We start from the raw sequence: 15,609 nt of genomic DNA on the forward strand, positions 1-15,609 counted from the left end.
GGAGAAGGCCGGGATGAGGGCAACAGCAAGCACAATCAAACCATCATATTCGCCACTAAATGCTTACGCCCGCTGTCATCCTCTTCGGTGTAAACCCCCTGCAACTCCGGCGAGAATCCCGGCAGCAGGTTAATACCTTCTTCCAGTGCGAGGAAATAGCGCTGCACCGCCCCACCCCATACCTCGCCCGGCACCACGCACAGAACGCCCGGAGGATAAGGCAACGCACCCTCAGCGGCGATACGTCCTTCCGCTTTGGCAATCGGCACTAACTCAACGTCGCCGCGAATATATGCCTGATGCGCATCCTGCGGGTTCACCTTAACCGGCGGGAAGCAGGCTTCGCGGAACATGGCTTTTTGCAGATCTTTCACGCCATAGCTGACATACAAATCATGCATTTCCTGGCACAGACGGCGCAGGGTATACCCCTGATAACGCGCCATATTTTTGCGATACACGCTCGGGAGTACCTCCGCCAGAAGCGCATCCTCTTTAACGTGCTGCTCAAACTGCTCCAGCATCGCGACCAGATGCGCCATCTTCTCGGCGCTTTCCGCTGGCGTTAGCAGGAAAAGAATCGAGTTGAGGTCGCATTTTTCCGGCACGATGCCGTTTTCACGCAGGTAGTTCGCCAGAATGGTGGCCGGAATGCCGAACTCGGTGTATTCCCCGCTGGCGGCATCAATGCCCGGCGTGGTCAGCAACAGTTTGCAGGGATCCACCAGATATTGCTCGCTGGCATATCCGGAAAATCCGTGCCATTTCGCGCCTGGTTCAAAGCTGAAGTAAGCCGGATCGGCGGCGATAGCCTCCGTTTCCGCTGCCTGCCACGGTTTACCGTGCACCTGCTCCGGCAGAAATGGCAGGATCATCTCACAGCGTTCCAGAATCGCTTTACGTGCATCAATGCCCAGCGTGACGCACTCGTGCCACATGCTACGACCCGCCTCGCCCTGATGCATACGCGCGTTGATATCCAGCGCGGCGAACAACGGGTAGAACGGGCTGGTTGAGGCGTGCAGCATAAAGGCATTGTTCAGGCGCTTGTGGGGACAAAAACGTTTCTGCCCACGCAGATGGTTATCTTTCTTGTGAATTTGAGAGGTTTGCGAGAAACCGGCCAGTTGCTTATGCACCGACTGGGTGACGAAAATTCCCGGATCGTTCTCGTTCAGCTCCAGCGTCAATGGTGAGCAGCCTTCCATCAGCGGGATAAATTGCTCGTAACCCAGCCAGGCCGAATCAAACAGGATGTAATCACACAGATGGCCAATGCGGTCCACCACCTGGCGTGCGTTGTACACCGTGCCGTCGTAGGTGCCGAGCTGGATAATCGCCAGACGGAACGGACGTTGCTCTTTGGCACGCTTCGGCGCGACTTTCTTTACCTGCTCGCGCAGATATGCTTCGTCAAAGCAGTGCGCATCAATACCGCCAATAAAGCCAAACGGGTTGCGCGCCGCTTCAAGATATACCGGCGTGGCACCGGCCTGAATCAACGCGCCATGATGGTTGGATTTATGGTTGTTACGGTCAAACAGCACCAGATCGCCACGCGTCAGCAGTGCGTTAGTCACCACTTTGTTGGCGCTGGAAGTGCCGTTCAACACGAAATAGGTTTTATCGGCGTTGAAGACTTTGGCCGCATATTTCTGTGCGTCTTTGGCTGAGCCTTCGTGGATCAGCAAATCGCCCAGTTTGACATCCGCGTTGCACATATCGGAACGGAAGACGTTTTCGCCATAGAATTCATAGAATTGACGACCAGCCGGATGCTTTTTGAAGAAGGCGCCGCCCTGATGCCCCGGACAGGCAAAGGTGCTGTTTTGCATATCAACATAGCGTGTCAGGGTGTCAAAGAACGGTGGCAGCAGTTCCGCTTCATAAGCTTGCGCCGCTTCTTCCAACGCGTCCCACTCTTCCGGTGCACCGTTGATCTCGGCAACGACGCCCGGCAGTTGCAGCACCTCTTCGTCAAAGGCATTGGCAACGAACACCGGCAGATTGAAGCCGGTATGGCGCAACAACGCCAACACGCCACTCCGCGTATCTGCCAAAGAGACGACAACAGCCGCTACGTCGGTAAAGTCAGTATTGTCCAGCGTCACCACGTCGCGCATGGTGTTCAGGCTCAGGTTTGGCGCTACAGCAGCGCTGGCAGCAATTTTCAGTGGTGTCATAACACAAATCCCCAGAGGTCAAGGATGAGTGGGTGCCAGTGGCACAGCAATGAGGAAGATTCCCCGGCGAATAACGTCAGACGGATCGGTGCAAAAAGAGATCACAGCCGCAACCGATAGACATCAGTAAAGTCAGAAAATGTCTGTCTTTACTCATGTCCAACAGTGAGCGCGTGGCTGGCCTCACCGCATGGTGAGCGAGAAATGCGAACAACAGATGACGGAGGAACGCTTGCAGCGAAGCGAACAGGAACAAGTGCAGATGCGCATTGTACCGACCATGGCGGCGTCCTCAGTGATTAAGGGGGTGGATAACTATCAGGGGCGCAATAATGTCATCTTTTTTTTGCCGGAACAACCCGCTACCCGCAATTTCCGCATAGCGATAACTTATTGATAAAAAATGTTTTTTATCAACCGATAAAATTAAAAGTGCTTAATTATCCGCACCTTATGCAAATTTATGCAAGGCGCGGATATTGATAACAAAGCATTACAACCAATGCTGCGCGCGAATCTTTTCACCATCGCTAAACCGGCTAAAGCGGAACGGCTGGGCATCCACCGACGGCGTGCTGTTCAGCACCAGATCCGCCATCAGCTGACCGGCTCCGGGCGCGATACCGAATCCGTGACCAGAAAAACCGGTCGCCAGATACAACCCGGCTACCTGATCAATCCCGGAGATCACCGGAATGGCATCCGGCATGGTATCAATTAACCCGCCCCAGCTCTGCGCCACCGGCAGATCGCGTAGCGGTGGCAGCAACTCTGCCAGGTTTTGACGCATGCGCTGTACGATCAACGGATTAATCACCGGATCGAGCACGCGCAGCACTTCATAGATCGATCGTTTATCTGGCTGGCCGGGCTTCCAGCGCAGCGCTTCATCGACAAAACGCTTACCGAGACGCAACTGCAACGATTTACGTTCCACCCAAAAGGCAGGCATAAAGCGTGGGCTAAAACGTAACGAATCCAGCGTGATATCGGCGGTATTGGTGGCCGAACTGGCGACCGTCAGGCCACCATCCAGCCGTTTACGCAGCGCAACACTACCGAAGCTGGCGCAGGCACCAGGATCGAAATCCACCGGACGGGTTCGTAGCACCGTCGACAACACCTTCAATTGCGGCAACGTCACGCCCAGCCCTTGCAACAACAGGCGTGACCAGGCTCCCCCCGCCACCACCACTTGCTGACAACGAATGGCGCCGTGCTCGGTGACCACTTCGCTCACGCGCCCATTGGTACGTTCAATGGTGCGAACCGCGCAATGCTGTTGCAGATTCAGTCCCTGCTCCATCGCCGCAGCAACCATCGCCGGAGCCGCTTTCTGCGGTTCGGCGCGCCCGTCCAGCGCGGTATATAACCCACCGGGATAGCTGCCCTGTAGCTGCGGCAGATGCTGACTCAGCTGTTGCGGCGTCAGCATCTCGCTGTGAATACCGTAATGTTGCGCTTCATTGACCCAGCGCTGATGGCGCTCACGCTGCTGTTCGGTGCGTGAGGCATAAACGATGCCATTGCGACGAAAACCGGTTTCGCGGTTTACACGCACATTCATCCCCTCCCACAACTGCATGCTGAGGTTGATCAGCGGCAGCTCGCGCAGGTCACGCCCGGTACGACGACACCAGCCCCAGTTACGGCTCGACTGCTCTGCCGCCACCGTGCCCTTCTCCAACAGCACGGTTCTGACACCGCGCTGCACCAGCGACAACGCGGTCGCCACGCCGATAATCCCGCCACCAATCACCACCACATCGGCGCTCGTCGGAAAGGTTTCCGAAGAGGGAACTGCATCAACGCTGGGACCCATGATTATTTCCTCGTCAGGTAAAAGGGCATCAATAGTTATCTTCCACCGTCCAGTTCACCGGAATTTCGGCGATGCTGGTGGTGGTGGGTAATTCCAGAACCGTACGGATCAGGTGCGCCAGATCTTCCGGCTGCGTCATTTTTTCTGCGGGCACCTCGGTCAATGCCGTCCCCATATCAGTGGCGACAAAGCCGGGGCAGATGGCGGTACAGCGAATGCCATAGGCATCACCGATTTTGCGCAGCCCGTGGGCCAGCGCCAGCGCGGCATACTTGCTCATGGCATACAGGCTGGAGCGTTCGGCTTTGACGCGTTTTCCGGAAAGCGACACCAGCATTACGATGCGCCCGGCACCGCTGGCCTGCAAATGGGGCCATGTCAGACGGCTCAACCGCATCGGTGATTTGACGTTAACGTCAAAGGTACGATCGAACTCGTCGTCAGTGGCTTCCAGGATCGACAGCGGCAGCATCATGCCGGCGTTATGTACCACCGCATCAATGCGACCGAACTTCGCGAGGGTGGCATCGACCCACGCCTGTTCCGTGGCGGCATCAAACGCATCAAAACGACATACCAACTGATTTTCGCTATCGCTAACCAGCACATCCTCTGGTGACCGGCAGCCCAGGCTCACCGCCCAACCGTTTGCCAGCAGATTGGCGGCAATCGCCGCCCCGATACCGCGACTGGCACCACTGATTAACGCGACTTTACGTGTTGATTTTTTCATAGCTCCCCCTTGTGAAATGTTTGGCTAAAGCCTGCGCGATGAATCGCGCCGCTACGGATATGTGCATCATCAAACGCCGCTGCCTGCCATTTCTCCCTGCGGTAGCGGCGCGATTTATCGCGCGTGTTTACAATGACGCCCGCAACCGCGTATCCAGCGGGCTGATCAGTGGCGCAATTGCCGCCACTTCCTCTTTCAACAACGCCACATAACGCTGCTGCACCTCGGGGTTCAGACGTGGTGAGAGGAAGGTCAACCCCAACGATCCCACCACGCCAGCGCCGGAAACCATGATCGGCACGGCGATCCCGGCGATCCCCGGAATTAACTCCCCCGGATCGATAGCGAAACCCTGCTGCCGCGTCTGCTCCAGCTTGAGCTGCAAGGTTTGCACCGTAAGTTGCGGCCAGCTATCAAGCCGTGCCCGGTTACGCGCCAGAATCGCCTGCTGCTGTTCCTCCTCCAGAAACGCCAGGATCGCCAGACTGCCAGGCCCAAGGCCCAACGGCACCGCTCCGCCCACCGAACCGGTCAGCGTCTGCATCTGGTATTCGCTGTCGTAACGGTCAATGCACACCGAATCATCACGATCGCGCGCCATCAGCATCGCCGTCTCACCGGTCTGCTGCCGTAACCGCTCCAGCGCAGGCTGGAACTGGCGACGCAGGCCAGGCCCGCGCGCCGCTTTGGCACCGAACACCAGTAACTTGGTGCCCAGCCGATAACATTTGTCACTCTGCACCTTCTGCAACAACTGATGTTCCACCAACGAATTAAGAATGCGGTGGCAGGTGACTTTATTCAGACCTGAAAGCTCACACAGCGTTTTTAACGTCGTCCCTTCACTGCCCGCATCGGCGACCAGATCGAGCAACATCACCGCACGATCCAGCAGTTGTACCCCATTTTTCCCCGAATTTTCGCTCATCGGCCTCACCGCTAAAGTTCCACATTGTGAAACTTTAAATCATAAGATTTCAGTATATGGTTTTTTGTTGACTAATTTTCTAGCAGATTTCATATTCGGTTGACAAGTGAGCAACGCGTTTCAACAAAAAAAGTCGCTCACAGAACAAAATTTACAACACCTGCAGATTCACCCCGACAGAGGAAATATCTATGAAAAACCATCGCATGCGTATTCTGGCTGCCTCGATGTTGCTGTTGGCTGCCCCGGTAATCACCCACGCGGACACCCTGTCCGACATCAAGGCCCGCGGCGTGTTAACGGTCGGGGTGAAGAATGACTACCCGCCTTACGGCTACATGGACAACAACGGCAACACCGTCGGTTTCGAGATCAGCCTGGCGCGCTATATCGCCAACGAACTGCTCGGCTCACCAGACAAAATCAAGCTGGTGCCGGTAAACGCCTCCAACCGTATGCAATTCCTCAACTCCGGGCAGATCGACATCATCATGGCAACCCTCGGCGTCACGCCGGATCGTGCCAAACAGATCGATTTTACCGATGAGTACGTCTCCGCCGCTGGCCCGTCGATCCTGGCGCGCAAAGAGGTGAAATTTACCCAGTGGGAGCAGTTAAAAGGCCAGAAAATCTGTGGTATCCAGGGGTCTTACTTCAATAAAACCGTGACAGAAAAATATGGCCTGCAACTGGTGAACTTCACCGCGCTGCCGGAAGCCTATCGCGCGTTGCAGGACAATCGCTGTGTGGCGATGGTGTTTGATGACATGTCGCTGCAAAACAAGCTGAAAGAGCCGGGCTGGAGCGACTACAAAATCGCGGTGAAACCCTATGAATACCTGCCGATGGCCGGTGGCCTGCGTAAAGGAGACGATGCCTTCCGCGCCGCCGTCGATAAAGCAATTGTTAAAGCAGAAGGCGAAGACAAGCTGATTGGCTGGGAAAAAGAGTTTGATATGCCACCGTCGCCGTATATCGCCAAACGTGCGGAAGCGGCGCGCGCTGCGGCCAAATAAGCCGTCAGGAGCGAAATATGTTCGGACTCGATTTCTCCTGGCTGCTCGACCCCACGTATCAGCAATGGCTGCTTCAGGGCGTGCTGCAAACGCTGGAACTGGCGGCGCTCTCATCAGCGTTCGCCATTGTTATCGGCCTGTTGGGTGCCTTCTGCCTGACGTTCCGTCTCGCGTGGCTGGATGCCAGTATCGAGCTGTTCGTCGAGCTGTTTCGCAACACGCCGCCACTGCTGCAAATGTTGTTCTTCTATTTCACGCTAACGCAGATTGGTTTCACCACGGAAGACCCGGTGACCGGCTTACAGGTGCCGCTGATTAGCGCCTTTATGTCAGCCACCGTGTCGCTCAGCCTGTTCGGTGGCGCGTTGTGCATCGAAGCCTTTCGGTCCGGCTTCGATGCAGTGCCGAAGGCCACGCTGGAAGCGGCGCGCTCGCTGGGTTACACGCGCTGGGGATTGTTCCGTCATGTGCAGGTACCGATTGCCTCCCGCATCTGCCTGCCACCGCTCACCAACGTGCTGACCAACCTGTTCAAAACCACCTCACAGGCATCGGTGATCACCGTCCCGGAGCTGATGTATGCCGCCGGGCAAATCTACAACGACACCTTCCGCACGCTGGAAGTGATGCTGCTGATCCTGGTGATCTACGTGGTGCTGGTAAGCCTGGTGGTGTGGTTGATTGGCTGGGTGCAGCGCGCCCTCGCCTATCCTGGTTATGGAGCCTGATCCATGAGCGATGTTCTGTACCTGAAACGTAAAAAGCAGACGCGTCACGCCTTTCTGTTTATTGGTCTGTTGATCCTGCTGTTCAGCATGGTGACCGATCGTGGCGGTGAGTGGCGTCAGGTGTGGGAAAAACTGCCGCTGCTATTGACCGGTTCTATGCACGGCTGGCCGCTCAACGGCGGTTTTATCCTCAACATCTTTATCGGCATTGCCAGCATGGCGATTGCCACGGTGCTCGGACTGTTTCTCGGTTTGATGATGCTGGCGAAACGCCGCTGGTTAAGCATTCCGGCACGCGCCGTGATGAACTTCCTGCGCAACGCCCCGTGGCTGGTGCTGCTGTTTTCGATGTTGTATCTGCTGCCATACCGCGTTGAATGGCTGGGCTTCCAGTTTACGCTGTCGCCGCTGTTTAAAGCGATTGTTGGCCTGAGCCTGCCCACTGCTGCCAACTTCGCCGAGGTGATTCGCGGTGCGGTGAATTCGGTGCATAGCGGTCAGTGGGAATCAGCACGTTCGCTTGGCTACAGTCAGTGGCAAATCTATCGCATCGTGATCCTGCCGCAGGCGCTGCGCCGCATCATTCCTGGCTGGATGAATCTGTATGCGCTGCTGGCCATCTCCACCGCGCTGGCGACCGTGACCGGCGTACAGGAGGTGGTGACGTTGCTACGCACCACGCTGGCAACCGAAAGTGAAGGCTCGCTGGTCTACTTCTACGTCACCGTGCTGCTGATGTTCTTCTGTTATTGCTACCCGATTGCCCTGCTGGCACGTCGGCTGGAAAACCAAACCAAAGGGGATGCCATATGATCGCTCGCACTCCGTCCCTGATCGAGCTGGACAATATTCACAAATCTTTCGGCAACACCGAGGTGTTGAAAGGCATTTCGCTGGAAGTCACCAAAGGCGAAGCGGTATGCATCATCGGGCCTTCCGGCTCAGGGAAATCCACCATTTTACGTTGTATCAATGGCCTGCTGCCGATCGACGACGGCTTTATCCGTGTTGGTGAGCACCGCGTACATGAGATCGAGAGCGAAAAAGCGATGCGCCCGCTGCGCCACCAGGTGGCAATGGTGTTCCAGCAATACAACCTGTTCCCGCATCGAACCGTGCTCGACAACGTGATGATGGCACCGATGCAGGTACTGAAACATCAACGTGAAGCGGTACACGAGCGCGCGCTACGCCTGCTGAAAAAAGTGCGGCTGGAAGGAAAAGAGGGACGCTATCCGGGCGAACTCTCCGGCGGCCAGCAGCAGCGCGTCGCCATTGCCCGCGCGCTGGCAATGCAGCCAGAAATCATCCTGTTTGATGAAGTCACCGCCGCGCTGGACCCGGAAACGGTGAAAGAGGTGTTGAACACCATTCGAGAGTTGGTGGATGACGGCCTGACCTGTCTGCTGGTGACACATGAAATGCGTTTTGCGCGCGAGGTATCGCACCGGGTGTGCTTCACCGACAAAGGCAAAATTGTGGAGATGGCGCCCCCGGCGCAGCTCTTTGACGATCCGCAGGATGCGCGCACGCGCGAGTTCCTCGGCCAGGTGTTGTAACGGAGTTGAGAGACATCATGTCTGATCAGGCAATTTTTACTGAAGATTTCAAAACCACCCCGTACTGGTGGGAAGCCGCACCGCCGGAAACCTGTCGCGATCCGCTCCCGGCGGAAACCGAGATCGCGATCGTTGGCTCCGGTTTTGCCGGGCTGAATGCCGCGATCGAGCTGGCTCGTCATGGCAAAAAAGTCGTGGTACTGGAGGCTAACGAGCTGGGCAGCGGCGGCAGCACCCGTACCGGTGGGATGATCAGCAGCGGGCAGAAACTGGTGGTAGGTGGCGCAATCAAAGGCATCCCACCGGAGCTGTTCCAGCGCATGATCGCCGACTCGATCGCCTCCTTTGCCTTTATTCAGGATCTGGTGCGCGAGGAGCAACTGGACGCGGATCTGTTTATCGGTGGCCGCTATTTTGGCGCGCACACGCAAAAGCAGCTGGCTGGTTTGTATCAGATGGGAGATATCCTGCATCGCGTTACCGGTGTCACGGTGCATAAGATCGATCGCGCAACTCAGGCACCGATCATCGGTTCCGATTTTTATCACGGCGGCATTTTGGTGGACGAGTACGGTGGCGTACATCCGGGTAAATACAACCGGGCATTACGCGATTTGGCGCGTAAACTGGGCGCGCAACTGTTTTCCCATGCCCGCGTGACTGGCGTGGAAACCGAGGGCGGTAGCAAAGTGATTTACACCGAGCGTGGCACGCTGCGCGCACGTCAGGTGATTTTTCTGACCAACGGTTACACCGACGCCCAGGCATCGCCGAATCTGGCAAAACGTATTGTGCCGGTGAAGAGTTATCAGATCGCCACCGAGCCGCTGCCACCTGAGTTGATGGCGAAGTTGATCCCCGGCGGCCGGATGATCACCGACAGTCGTCGCGATCTGATCTACACCCGTCCGTCGCCAGACGGCACCCGTCTGTTGTTTGGATCACGTCCCGGCATTATGGATTGCGACGATAAAACCGCGGCGATCCGTATTCGCCAACGTATGCTGGCGATCTGGCCGGAACTGGCACCGTATCGCATCAGTCATGCCTGGAGCGGATATGTAGGTATGACGTGGGATAAAACCGCTTATGCCGGTGAAATGGATAATGCGCGTTTTGCCGTGGGCTGCAACGGTAATGGCGTGGCGCTGATGAGCTGGCTGGGTTATCGCGCCGCACAAAAGTTGCTCGGCACCGAGCCGCGTCCGCTGTCGTTTGAGCGCAACACCTTTAAACCGATCCCGCTGTACGCTGGGAAGCCGTGGTTTTTACCGCTGGTGACCGGCTGGTATCGTTTCCGCGATGCGGTGGATAAGGCGCGGGATTGAAGCCTCTCCCCGTAGCGACGCGATTTATCGTGCAGTTTTTTCCGACACCACGCACGGAACTGCGCGATAAATCGCGCCGCTACCGTTAAGTCCGTGATTCAGGCACGCAGTTGTTGTAACTCGTCTTCACTGATGCCTGTCACCTCGATGGCGCTCTTCTTGCTGTCCTTCCTGTCGTCCTTCCAGACGAGACTCCAGACGCCATTGTTGTTCAACCGTCATAATCTGTTCCTTTTAACGGGAGATGGATTTCCAGGAACTGCCTGGCGATCGGCGGGTGGCTAAGAAACCTTTTGAACAGTGAATCATGCGGGGCCGGGATAACACTCATAAACGTAACACCTGCCAGTCCGATATAAAGTGCACGGACATTAACAACGGGTATAACCCACTGAAATACACCAGGTAAAATTATCACAGCGATTTAAGAGTTTCAGAGCGCCTTCAGGAAATATTCAGGAATGTCATCGATGTTTCGAAGGGTAGCAACGAATGAAGTGCAGTTGATTTGGCTCACTAGATGCATCCTGATTTGAGGAGTACCATGACCCCACTTTCCTCAACCAGCCGGAGGCTGCATGTTTAAGGCACTGGTCATTGATAATGACGAACAGGGATACCGCACTACCCTAAAAGATCTGGAAGAAAAACAACTACCGGATCAGGATGTCACCCTCGAAGTTAGCTACTCCACCCTAAACTACAAAGACGCCCTTGCTATCTGCAATAAAGGCCCAATCGTACGCCAGTTCCCGATGGTACCAGGCATCGATTTTGTTGGTCGGGTGATCAACAGTCGCCACCCGCAATGGCAGCAGGATGATGTCGCGCTGCTGACCGGCTGGGGCGTCGGCGAGAAATATTGGGGTGGCCTGGCGCAGAAAGCCAGTGTCTCCGGTGACTGGCTGGTCAAAGTCCCCACCGCACTCAGCCCGCTGCAAACCATGGCAATCGGCACCGCCGGGTTTACCGCGATGCTGTGCGTAATGGCGCTGGAAAAACAAGGAATTACCCCGCAGCACGGTCCAGTTCTGGTCACTGGCGCCAGCGGTGGCGTCGGCAGTTTTGCCGTCAGCCTGCTGGCGCGTCTCGGTTATGAAGTGGTGGCCTCCAGCGGTCGAGCCAGCGATAGCGACTATTTGATCACCACCCTCGGTGCAGCGTCGGTCATTGATCGTAATGAACTCAGTCAACCCGGCAAACCGCTGGCGAAAGAGCGCTGGGCCGCCTCTATCGATAGTGTCGGCAGTCATACGCTCAGTAACGTGCTGGCGGGCATCAAACGTGATGGCGTGGTCGCTGCCTGCGGTATGGCGCAAGGTCTGGATCTGCCTACCAGCGTCGCTCCCTTTATTCTGCGTGGCGTGATTCTGGTGGGCGTAGATAGCGTAATGTGCCCACTGCCGCTGCGTCAGCAGGCGTGGCAACGTCTGGCAGATTTGGTCGATGGTGAGCAACTACAAAAACTCACCCGCGTGATCCCGCTGAGTGCGGCGCGTGAAGGAGCAGAACAGCTGCTGGCGGGTGAAGTGCGTGGACGTCTGATCGTCGATTGTCGGTAGCATCTGCCAAAAAAGCGCGATGAATCGCGCCGCTACAAACCGTACCCAATAGTAGCGGCGCGATTTATCGCGCAATGTCACTCAGGCGCGTAACTGAATTTGCGGTCTGCCCTGCTCCGCTTGCCGTACCACGTCCAGCTCCGCCTGATACCATCGCGTCAGTGTCTGCTCGGTCATCACCTCATGCGGTGCCCCCTCTGCCACCAGTTTTCCCTGATGCAACAACAGGATACGATCAGACCACAATGAAGCCAGATTGAGATCGTGCAATACGGTACATACGCTAAACCGGCCATTACGCGTTAAGCGATGCAGCAGCCGCAGGCTATGCTGTTGCCAGAACAGATCCAGCGCCGAGGTAGGTTCATCGAGGAACAGCCAGCCACGCGGACCATCCGCATGCCACAACTGCGCCAGCACACGCGCCAACTGCACGCGCTGCTGCTCACCACCGGACAGCGAGCGATAATCACGTCGTGCCAACTCAAGGCTACCGGTGATATGCATCACCTCCTCAATCACCGCCTTCGCTCCCGTGGTCGGCCAGGGCGCACGTCCCATCCCCACCACATCTTCAGCTGGCATCGGGAAGGTCATGGTGTTTTGCTGGCGCATCACTGCACGACGCTGGGCCAACGGTTCACGCGGCCAGTCTGCCAGCGGGCGATCACCCAGCCAGCACTCCCCTGCATCCGGTGTAAGGAAACCGGTTAACAAACGCAGCAACGTAGATTTACCGGCACCGTTCGGGCCGATTAACGCTACCATATTGCCCGGTTCGAGAGTCACCGAAACATTATCAATCAGCGCCCGTGCGCCGTGGCTAAATTGCAGACCGCGCGCCTGCATCCGATCACTCATTTATCCCTCTCTGTTGACGCAGGATCAGCCAAAGAAACCACGGGCCGCCAATCAGGCTGGTTAACAGACCCACCGGCATTTCTGCCGGGATCACCACCGTGCGCGCCAGAGTATCCGCCAGCAACAACAGGATCGCCCCTGCCAGCGCCGATCCCGGCAACATCCAGCGATGATCGCTCCCCAGACAGAAACGCATCACATGCGGCACCACCAGTCCGACAAAGCCGATAATCCCGCTGACCGAAACGGCCGTTCCCACCAGCAACGCGCTCAGCACCAGCAGCTGACGCTGGGTGCGTTTTACATCGATCCCCATGTAATGCGCGTCTTCTTCACCGAGTTGCAGCAGGTTAAGACGGCGCGCACGCGTCTGAATGGCAATCAGCGTCGGTAAAATCAGCAGTGCACATACCGTCAGACTCGGCCACTGCGCGGAGCTGAGGCTGCCCATGCCCCACAGCGCCAACTGGCGCAACTGCTGATCATTGCTGATCCACGACAGTACCCCGACCGCCGCGCCACACAACGCGTTAATGGCGATGCCCACCAACAGCAGACGCGACAGGTTACCCAGTGCCAGCCGACTAAAGCTGAATATCAGCAACGTCACCACCAGGCTACCGATAAAGGCCGCCAGCATGGGCAGCCACAACGCGAGAATGGGTGGCAAAGCCACCGGTACAATAATCGCCAGGGCCACTGCCAGACCGGCTCCGCTGCTGATACCCAGCAATCCAGGATCGGCCAACGGGTTGCGAAACAGCCCCTGCATCACCGCACCGGATACCGCCAGCGCCATGCCAAGCAGTACCGCCAGCAATACACGCGGCAGACGGATATTCAGCCAGATCTGCCACACCATATCGCTGAGCGGCGCATGCCACAGGGTGCGGATCGAGAGCGGCATCGCGCCAAAATTGGCGGCCATCAACATACATATCACCATGCTGACGGCCATCAGGCTCAGCCAGCGCAGCAGTGCAACGCTAGTCATGTTTGGCCGCTTCAGCTGCACGACGCAGCTTGACGATGGCATCTGGCGTGTCCAGACCAAAACTCAGCAATGCCATCTCATCCACCACCAGCAACGCATGATGCTGTCCGGCAGGCGTCAGCGCCAGTCCCGGCAGCGACCAGACTTTCTCCTCGCCACCGAGGGTGCGCAGGCCATCCTGACCCACCACCACCAGATCCGGTGCCGCAGCCACAACACCCTCCTGCGACAGCGGCTGATAATGCGGCACTGCCGCCATTGCATTCACCAGACCGGCACTGCGAATCGCGCCATCTGCCCCGGTTTGCGATCCCGCCGCCAGGGTGTTCATGCCGCTGTGCGCCATGATAAACAGGACCTTCACCGGCAGTGGCTGGCTCGGCAGTTGCGCCAGTTGTTTCTGCACTTGCTCGGTCAGGGCATTGGCCGCTTCTTCACGATGCAACGCTTTGCCGATGGTGGCGATTTTTTCCGGGATCGCCTCAATGCTGTTTTTACCGGTAACTTCCACCACCTTTACCCCCGCCTGCGCCACCTGTTGCAGCACCAGCGATGGTTTTGCCAGTTCACTACTCAGCACCAGCGTCGGTTTCAGCGCCAGAATGCCTTCCGCATTCAACTGACGCATATAACCGATGTTCGGCAGTTTATTCGCCTGGGCAGGCTGCTGGCTGGTACTGTCGCGCGCCACCAGGTCCTGCTGAGCATCCAGCGCATAGATGATTTGCGTGACATCTCCGCCAATGGAAACCACGCGTTCCGCTGCCAGCGTCGGCAGTGCCAGCGCAGTCAGCAACAACAGGGTCAGACGTTTCATACGGCAGCTCCTGGGGTGGTAAGCAATGCCAGCTGTTCACGCCAGCGCGCCTGCTCCGGCGTACCTTCGCTGCGCTGGCCGTAAAGTTGCGCGATCTGAGTGCCGTCAGCGGCGAACAGTTCAAGGCTGGTGACGAAACCATCGCCGCTCTGCTTACGCGTCACCCAACTTTCGCTGATGTGGTCCGCCAGCAGATGGAGCGTGAACGCCGGGTTGAAGATGTTGATCCAGTTATCCATCGGCATCAGTTTTTCTACCGCGCCGGTGAAGATCTGGGTGCAGCCACGGTTGCCGACAAAGATCATGATTTCGTTGCCGTCCTGCTGCGCCTGGTTCAACAACTGGGCCAGCGAATCATTGCTGACCTGCCATGCCAGATCGTCTGCAACCGCGCGGAATGCCTGCTGACGTGAAATGTTATGGCGTTTCAGCAGGCCGAAGAATTGGTGCACATCGGTCATGGCACGCCATTCGGCTTCGATGGTGCTGGCATCCACGGTCGTGCTGTGCTGCGGATGACTCGCTGGTGTCAGCTCCAGTGCGGCCTGGTCTGCGGTGGTGAACTGCGCTATCAGCGCATCCCAGGCAGCGATGTCGGTGTTGTCGGTGGTGTAGATTTTCAGCACCGCGTCACCGTGCCTGTCAAAAATCTGAATACTTTGACGTTCACCGCGCGCAGTCATCTCTTGCAGGAAGAAGGCGCTATGCCACTGCTGAGGAAACAGACGCTGGTCCAGTGCGCGCGGGTTGAGGATCAGTCCGGCATGTTCGCCGAGGTGCAGGTTTTCATATTTGCCAACCTGCTCGTGCACCGCATATTCATTGCGGGTGATGCTTTTGGTTTCACCCACCGCTTCGAGGGCGGCCAGCAGTGCCGGGAAATCGGTTTTCAGCGCTTTTGCATCGTGGCCGACGCGCGCCTCACAGAGTTGCGCTTCGCCAATGCCCATCAGCGCCGCCAGATCGCGGGCGTATTTTTTGGGATGTTCGCCTTTCAGGGCCAGATAGTGTTCGTAACGTTCGTTCATTGCGCATGCTCCATGAAAATGCCCTGCGTTGCCGCAGGGCGAAGTGATTT

At 57.1% G+C, this 15,609-nt stretch carries 16 protein-coding genes; 7 read left to right on the forward strand and 9 right to left on the reverse strand.

The genetic code is table 11. The features are described from left to right. Positions 1–35 precede the first annotated feature (35 nt). A complete protein-coding gene (locus tag AC6I8T_RS17205; protein ID WP_208723652.1) occupies positions 36–2,183 on the reverse strand; it encodes an ornithine decarboxylase in 2,148 nt (715 codons plus the stop codon). A gap of 190 nt (positions 2,184–2,373) precedes the next feature. Between AC6I8T_RS17205 and AC6I8T_RS17210 the strand changes: the two genes are divergently transcribed. Further along, the gene (locus tag AC6I8T_RS17210) at positions 2,374–2,580 is read left to right on the forward strand and encodes a hypothetical protein (RefSeq protein WP_209012096.1); all 207 of its coding nucleotides are present in this window, start codon (positions 2,374–2,376) and stop codon (positions 2,578–2,580) included. Positions 2,581–2,676: 96 nt separating this feature from the next. Here AC6I8T_RS17210 and AC6I8T_RS17215 read toward each other — a convergent pair whose 3' ends face one another. The 3 genes from AC6I8T_RS17215 to AC6I8T_RS17225 all read right to left on the reverse strand — a co-directional run bounded on the left by AC6I8T_RS17215 (position 2,677) and on the right by AC6I8T_RS17225 (position 5,666). Then, complete coding sequence (locus AC6I8T_RS17215) at positions 2,677–4,005, reverse strand: NAD(P)/FAD-dependent oxidoreductase (RefSeq protein WP_208723650.1); 1,329 nt, start codon at positions 4,003–4,005, stop codon at positions 2,677–2,679. Positions 4,006–4,033: 28 nt separating this feature from the next. Then, a complete protein-coding gene (locus tag AC6I8T_RS17220; RefSeq protein WP_497834175.1) occupies positions 4,034–4,738 on the reverse strand; it encodes an SDR family NAD(P)-dependent oxidoreductase in 705 nt (234 codons plus the stop codon). Positions 4,739–4,865: 127 nt separating this feature from the next. Then, the gene (locus tag AC6I8T_RS17225) at positions 4,866–5,666 is read right to left on the reverse strand and encodes an IclR family transcriptional regulator (RefSeq protein ID WP_208723648.1); all 801 of its coding nucleotides are present in this window, start codon (positions 5,664–5,666) and stop codon (positions 4,866–4,868) included. 191 nt (positions 5,667–5,857) lie between these two features. On the opposite strand from AC6I8T_RS17225, the gene AC6I8T_RS17230 reads away from it, so the two are divergent. From AC6I8T_RS17230 to AC6I8T_RS17250, 5 genes are read left to right on the forward strand one after another with little or no spacing between them, the layout of a single operon-like run. Then, positions 5,858–6,682 carry a transporter substrate-binding domain-containing protein gene (locus AC6I8T_RS17230; RefSeq protein WP_021186180.1) on the forward strand — a complete coding sequence of 275 codons (825 nt, stop codon included), beginning with the start codon at positions 5,858–5,860 and terminating at the stop codon, positions 6,680–6,682. Positions 6,683–6,699: 17 nt separating this feature from the next. Beyond that, complete coding sequence (locus AC6I8T_RS17235; RefSeq protein ID WP_021186179.1) at positions 6,700–7,410, forward strand: amino acid ABC transporter permease; 711 nt, start codon at positions 6,700–6,702, stop codon at positions 7,408–7,410. A gap of 3 nt (positions 7,411–7,413) precedes the next feature. Further along, positions 7,414–8,223: an amino acid ABC transporter permease gene (locus AC6I8T_RS17240; protein ID WP_021186178.1), complete on the forward strand. Its 810-nt coding sequence runs from the start codon at positions 7,414–7,416 to the stop codon at positions 8,221–8,223. Beyond that, positions 8,220–8,969, forward strand: coding sequence for an amino acid ABC transporter ATP-binding protein (locus tag AC6I8T_RS17245; protein WP_208723647.1), 750 nt, complete (start codon positions 8,220–8,222; stop codon positions 8,967–8,969). The genes AC6I8T_RS17240 and AC6I8T_RS17245 overlap by 4 nt, the downstream gene beginning before the upstream one ends. A gap of 17 nt (positions 8,970–8,986) precedes the next feature. Continuing rightward, complete coding sequence (locus AC6I8T_RS17250) at positions 8,987–10,297, forward strand: NAD(P)/FAD-dependent oxidoreductase (RefSeq protein ID WP_208723646.1); 1,311 nt, start codon at positions 8,987–8,989, stop codon at positions 10,295–10,297. A 211-nt stretch (positions 10,298–10,508) separates the two neighbouring features. Here AC6I8T_RS17250 and AC6I8T_RS17255 read toward each other — a convergent pair whose 3' ends face one another. Then, positions 10,509–10,628 carry an Rpn family recombination-promoting nuclease/putative transposase gene (locus AC6I8T_RS17255; RefSeq protein ID WP_497834176.1) on the reverse strand — a complete coding sequence of 40 codons (120 nt, stop codon included), beginning with the start codon at positions 10,626–10,628 and terminating at the stop codon, positions 10,509–10,511. A 247-nt stretch (positions 10,629–10,875) separates the two neighbouring features. Between AC6I8T_RS17255 and acuI the strand changes: the two genes are divergently transcribed. Next, positions 10,876–11,859: an acrylyl-CoA reductase (NADPH) gene (acuI, locus tag AC6I8T_RS17260; RefSeq protein WP_208723645.1), complete on the forward strand. Its 984-nt coding sequence runs from the start codon at positions 10,876–10,878 to the stop codon at positions 11,857–11,859. A gap of 81 nt (positions 11,860–11,940) precedes the next feature. On the opposite strand, the gene AC6I8T_RS17265 is transcribed toward acuI, so the two are convergent. Genes AC6I8T_RS17265 through AC6I8T_RS17280 form a run of 4 tightly spaced genes read right to left on the reverse strand, consistent with a single transcriptional unit; the run spans position 11,941 to position 15,559 of the window. After that, the gene (locus tag AC6I8T_RS17265) at positions 11,941–12,720 is read right to left on the reverse strand and encodes a heme ABC transporter ATP-binding protein (protein ID WP_208723644.1); all 780 of its coding nucleotides are present in this window, start codon (positions 12,718–12,720) and stop codon (positions 11,941–11,943) included. After that, the gene (locus AC6I8T_RS17270; protein ID WP_021186386.1) at positions 12,713–13,714 is read right to left on the reverse strand and encodes a FecCD family ABC transporter permease; all 1,002 of its coding nucleotides are present in this window, start codon (positions 13,712–13,714) and stop codon (positions 12,713–12,715) included. The genes AC6I8T_RS17265 and AC6I8T_RS17270 overlap by 8 nt, the downstream gene beginning before the upstream one ends. After that, positions 13,707–14,531, reverse strand: a complete 825-nt coding sequence (locus AC6I8T_RS17275; protein WP_497829497.1) for a heme/hemin ABC transporter substrate-binding protein — start codon at positions 14,529–14,531, stop codon at positions 13,707–13,709. Before AC6I8T_RS17275 ends, AC6I8T_RS17270 begins: the two co-directional genes overlap by 8 nt. Further along, the gene (locus AC6I8T_RS17280; protein WP_497834177.1) at positions 14,528–15,559 is read right to left on the reverse strand and encodes a hemin-degrading factor; all 1,032 of its coding nucleotides are present in this window, start codon (positions 15,557–15,559) and stop codon (positions 14,528–14,530) included. Before AC6I8T_RS17280 ends, AC6I8T_RS17275 begins: the two co-directional genes overlap by 4 nt. Positions 15,560–15,609 lie beyond the last annotated feature (50 nt).

The organism is Pantoea sp. X-Soil-OKNW-556, assembly GCF_059730695.1.

Excerpts from the sequence above, each read along its gene's own strand:
- AC6I8T_RS17205 (WP_208723652.1), bottom strand. The coding sequence starts at position 2,183 with ATGACACCACTGAAAATTGCTGCCAGCGCTGCTGTAGCGCCAAACCTG.
- AC6I8T_RS17210 (WP_209012096.1), top strand. The coding sequence starts at position 2,374 with ATGGTGAGCGAGAAATGCGAACAACAGATGACGGAGGAACGCTTGCAG.
- AC6I8T_RS17215 (WP_208723650.1), bottom strand. The coding sequence starts at position 4,005 with ATGGGTCCCAGCGTTGATGCAGTTCCCTCTTCGGAAACCTTTCCGACG.
- AC6I8T_RS17220 (WP_497834175.1), bottom strand. The coding sequence starts at position 4,738 with ATGAAAAAATCAACACGTAAAGTCGCGTTAATCAGTGGTGCCAGTCGC.
- AC6I8T_RS17225 (WP_208723648.1), bottom strand. The coding sequence starts at position 5,666 with ATGAGCGAAAATTCGGGGAAAAATGGGGTACAACTGCTGGATCGTGCG.
- AC6I8T_RS17230 (WP_021186180.1), top strand. The coding sequence starts at position 5,858 with ATGAAAAACCATCGCATGCGTATTCTGGCTGCCTCGATGTTGCTGTTG.
- AC6I8T_RS17235 (WP_021186179.1), top strand. The coding sequence starts at position 6,700 with ATGTTCGGACTCGATTTCTCCTGGCTGCTCGACCCCACGTATCAGCAA.
- AC6I8T_RS17240 (WP_021186178.1), top strand. The coding sequence starts at position 7,414 with ATGAGCGATGTTCTGTACCTGAAACGTAAAAAGCAGACGCGTCACGCC.
- AC6I8T_RS17245 (WP_208723647.1), top strand. The coding sequence starts at position 8,220 with ATGATCGCTCGCACTCCGTCCCTGATCGAGCTGGACAATATTCACAAA.
- AC6I8T_RS17250 (WP_208723646.1), top strand. The coding sequence starts at position 8,987 with ATGTCTGATCAGGCAATTTTTACTGAAGATTTCAAAACCACCCCGTAC.
- AC6I8T_RS17255 (WP_497834176.1), bottom strand. The coding sequence starts at position 10,628 with ATGAGTGTTATCCCGGCCCCGCATGATTCACTGTTCAAAAGGTTTCTT.
- acuI (WP_208723645.1), top strand. The coding sequence starts at position 10,876 with ATGTTTAAGGCACTGGTCATTGATAATGACGAACAGGGATACCGCACT.
- AC6I8T_RS17265 (WP_208723644.1), bottom strand. The coding sequence starts at position 12,720 with ATGAGTGATCGGATGCAGGCGCGCGGTCTGCAATTTAGCCACGGCGCA.
- AC6I8T_RS17270 (WP_021186386.1), bottom strand. The coding sequence starts at position 13,714 with ATGACTAGCGTTGCACTGCTGCGCTGGCTGAGCCTGATGGCCGTCAGC.
- AC6I8T_RS17275 (WP_497829497.1), bottom strand. The coding sequence starts at position 14,531 with ATGAAACGTCTGACCCTGTTGTTGCTGACTGCGCTGGCACTGCCGACG.
- AC6I8T_RS17280 (WP_497834177.1), bottom strand. The coding sequence starts at position 15,559 with ATGAACGAACGTTACGAACACTATCTGGCCCTGAAAGGCGAACATCCC.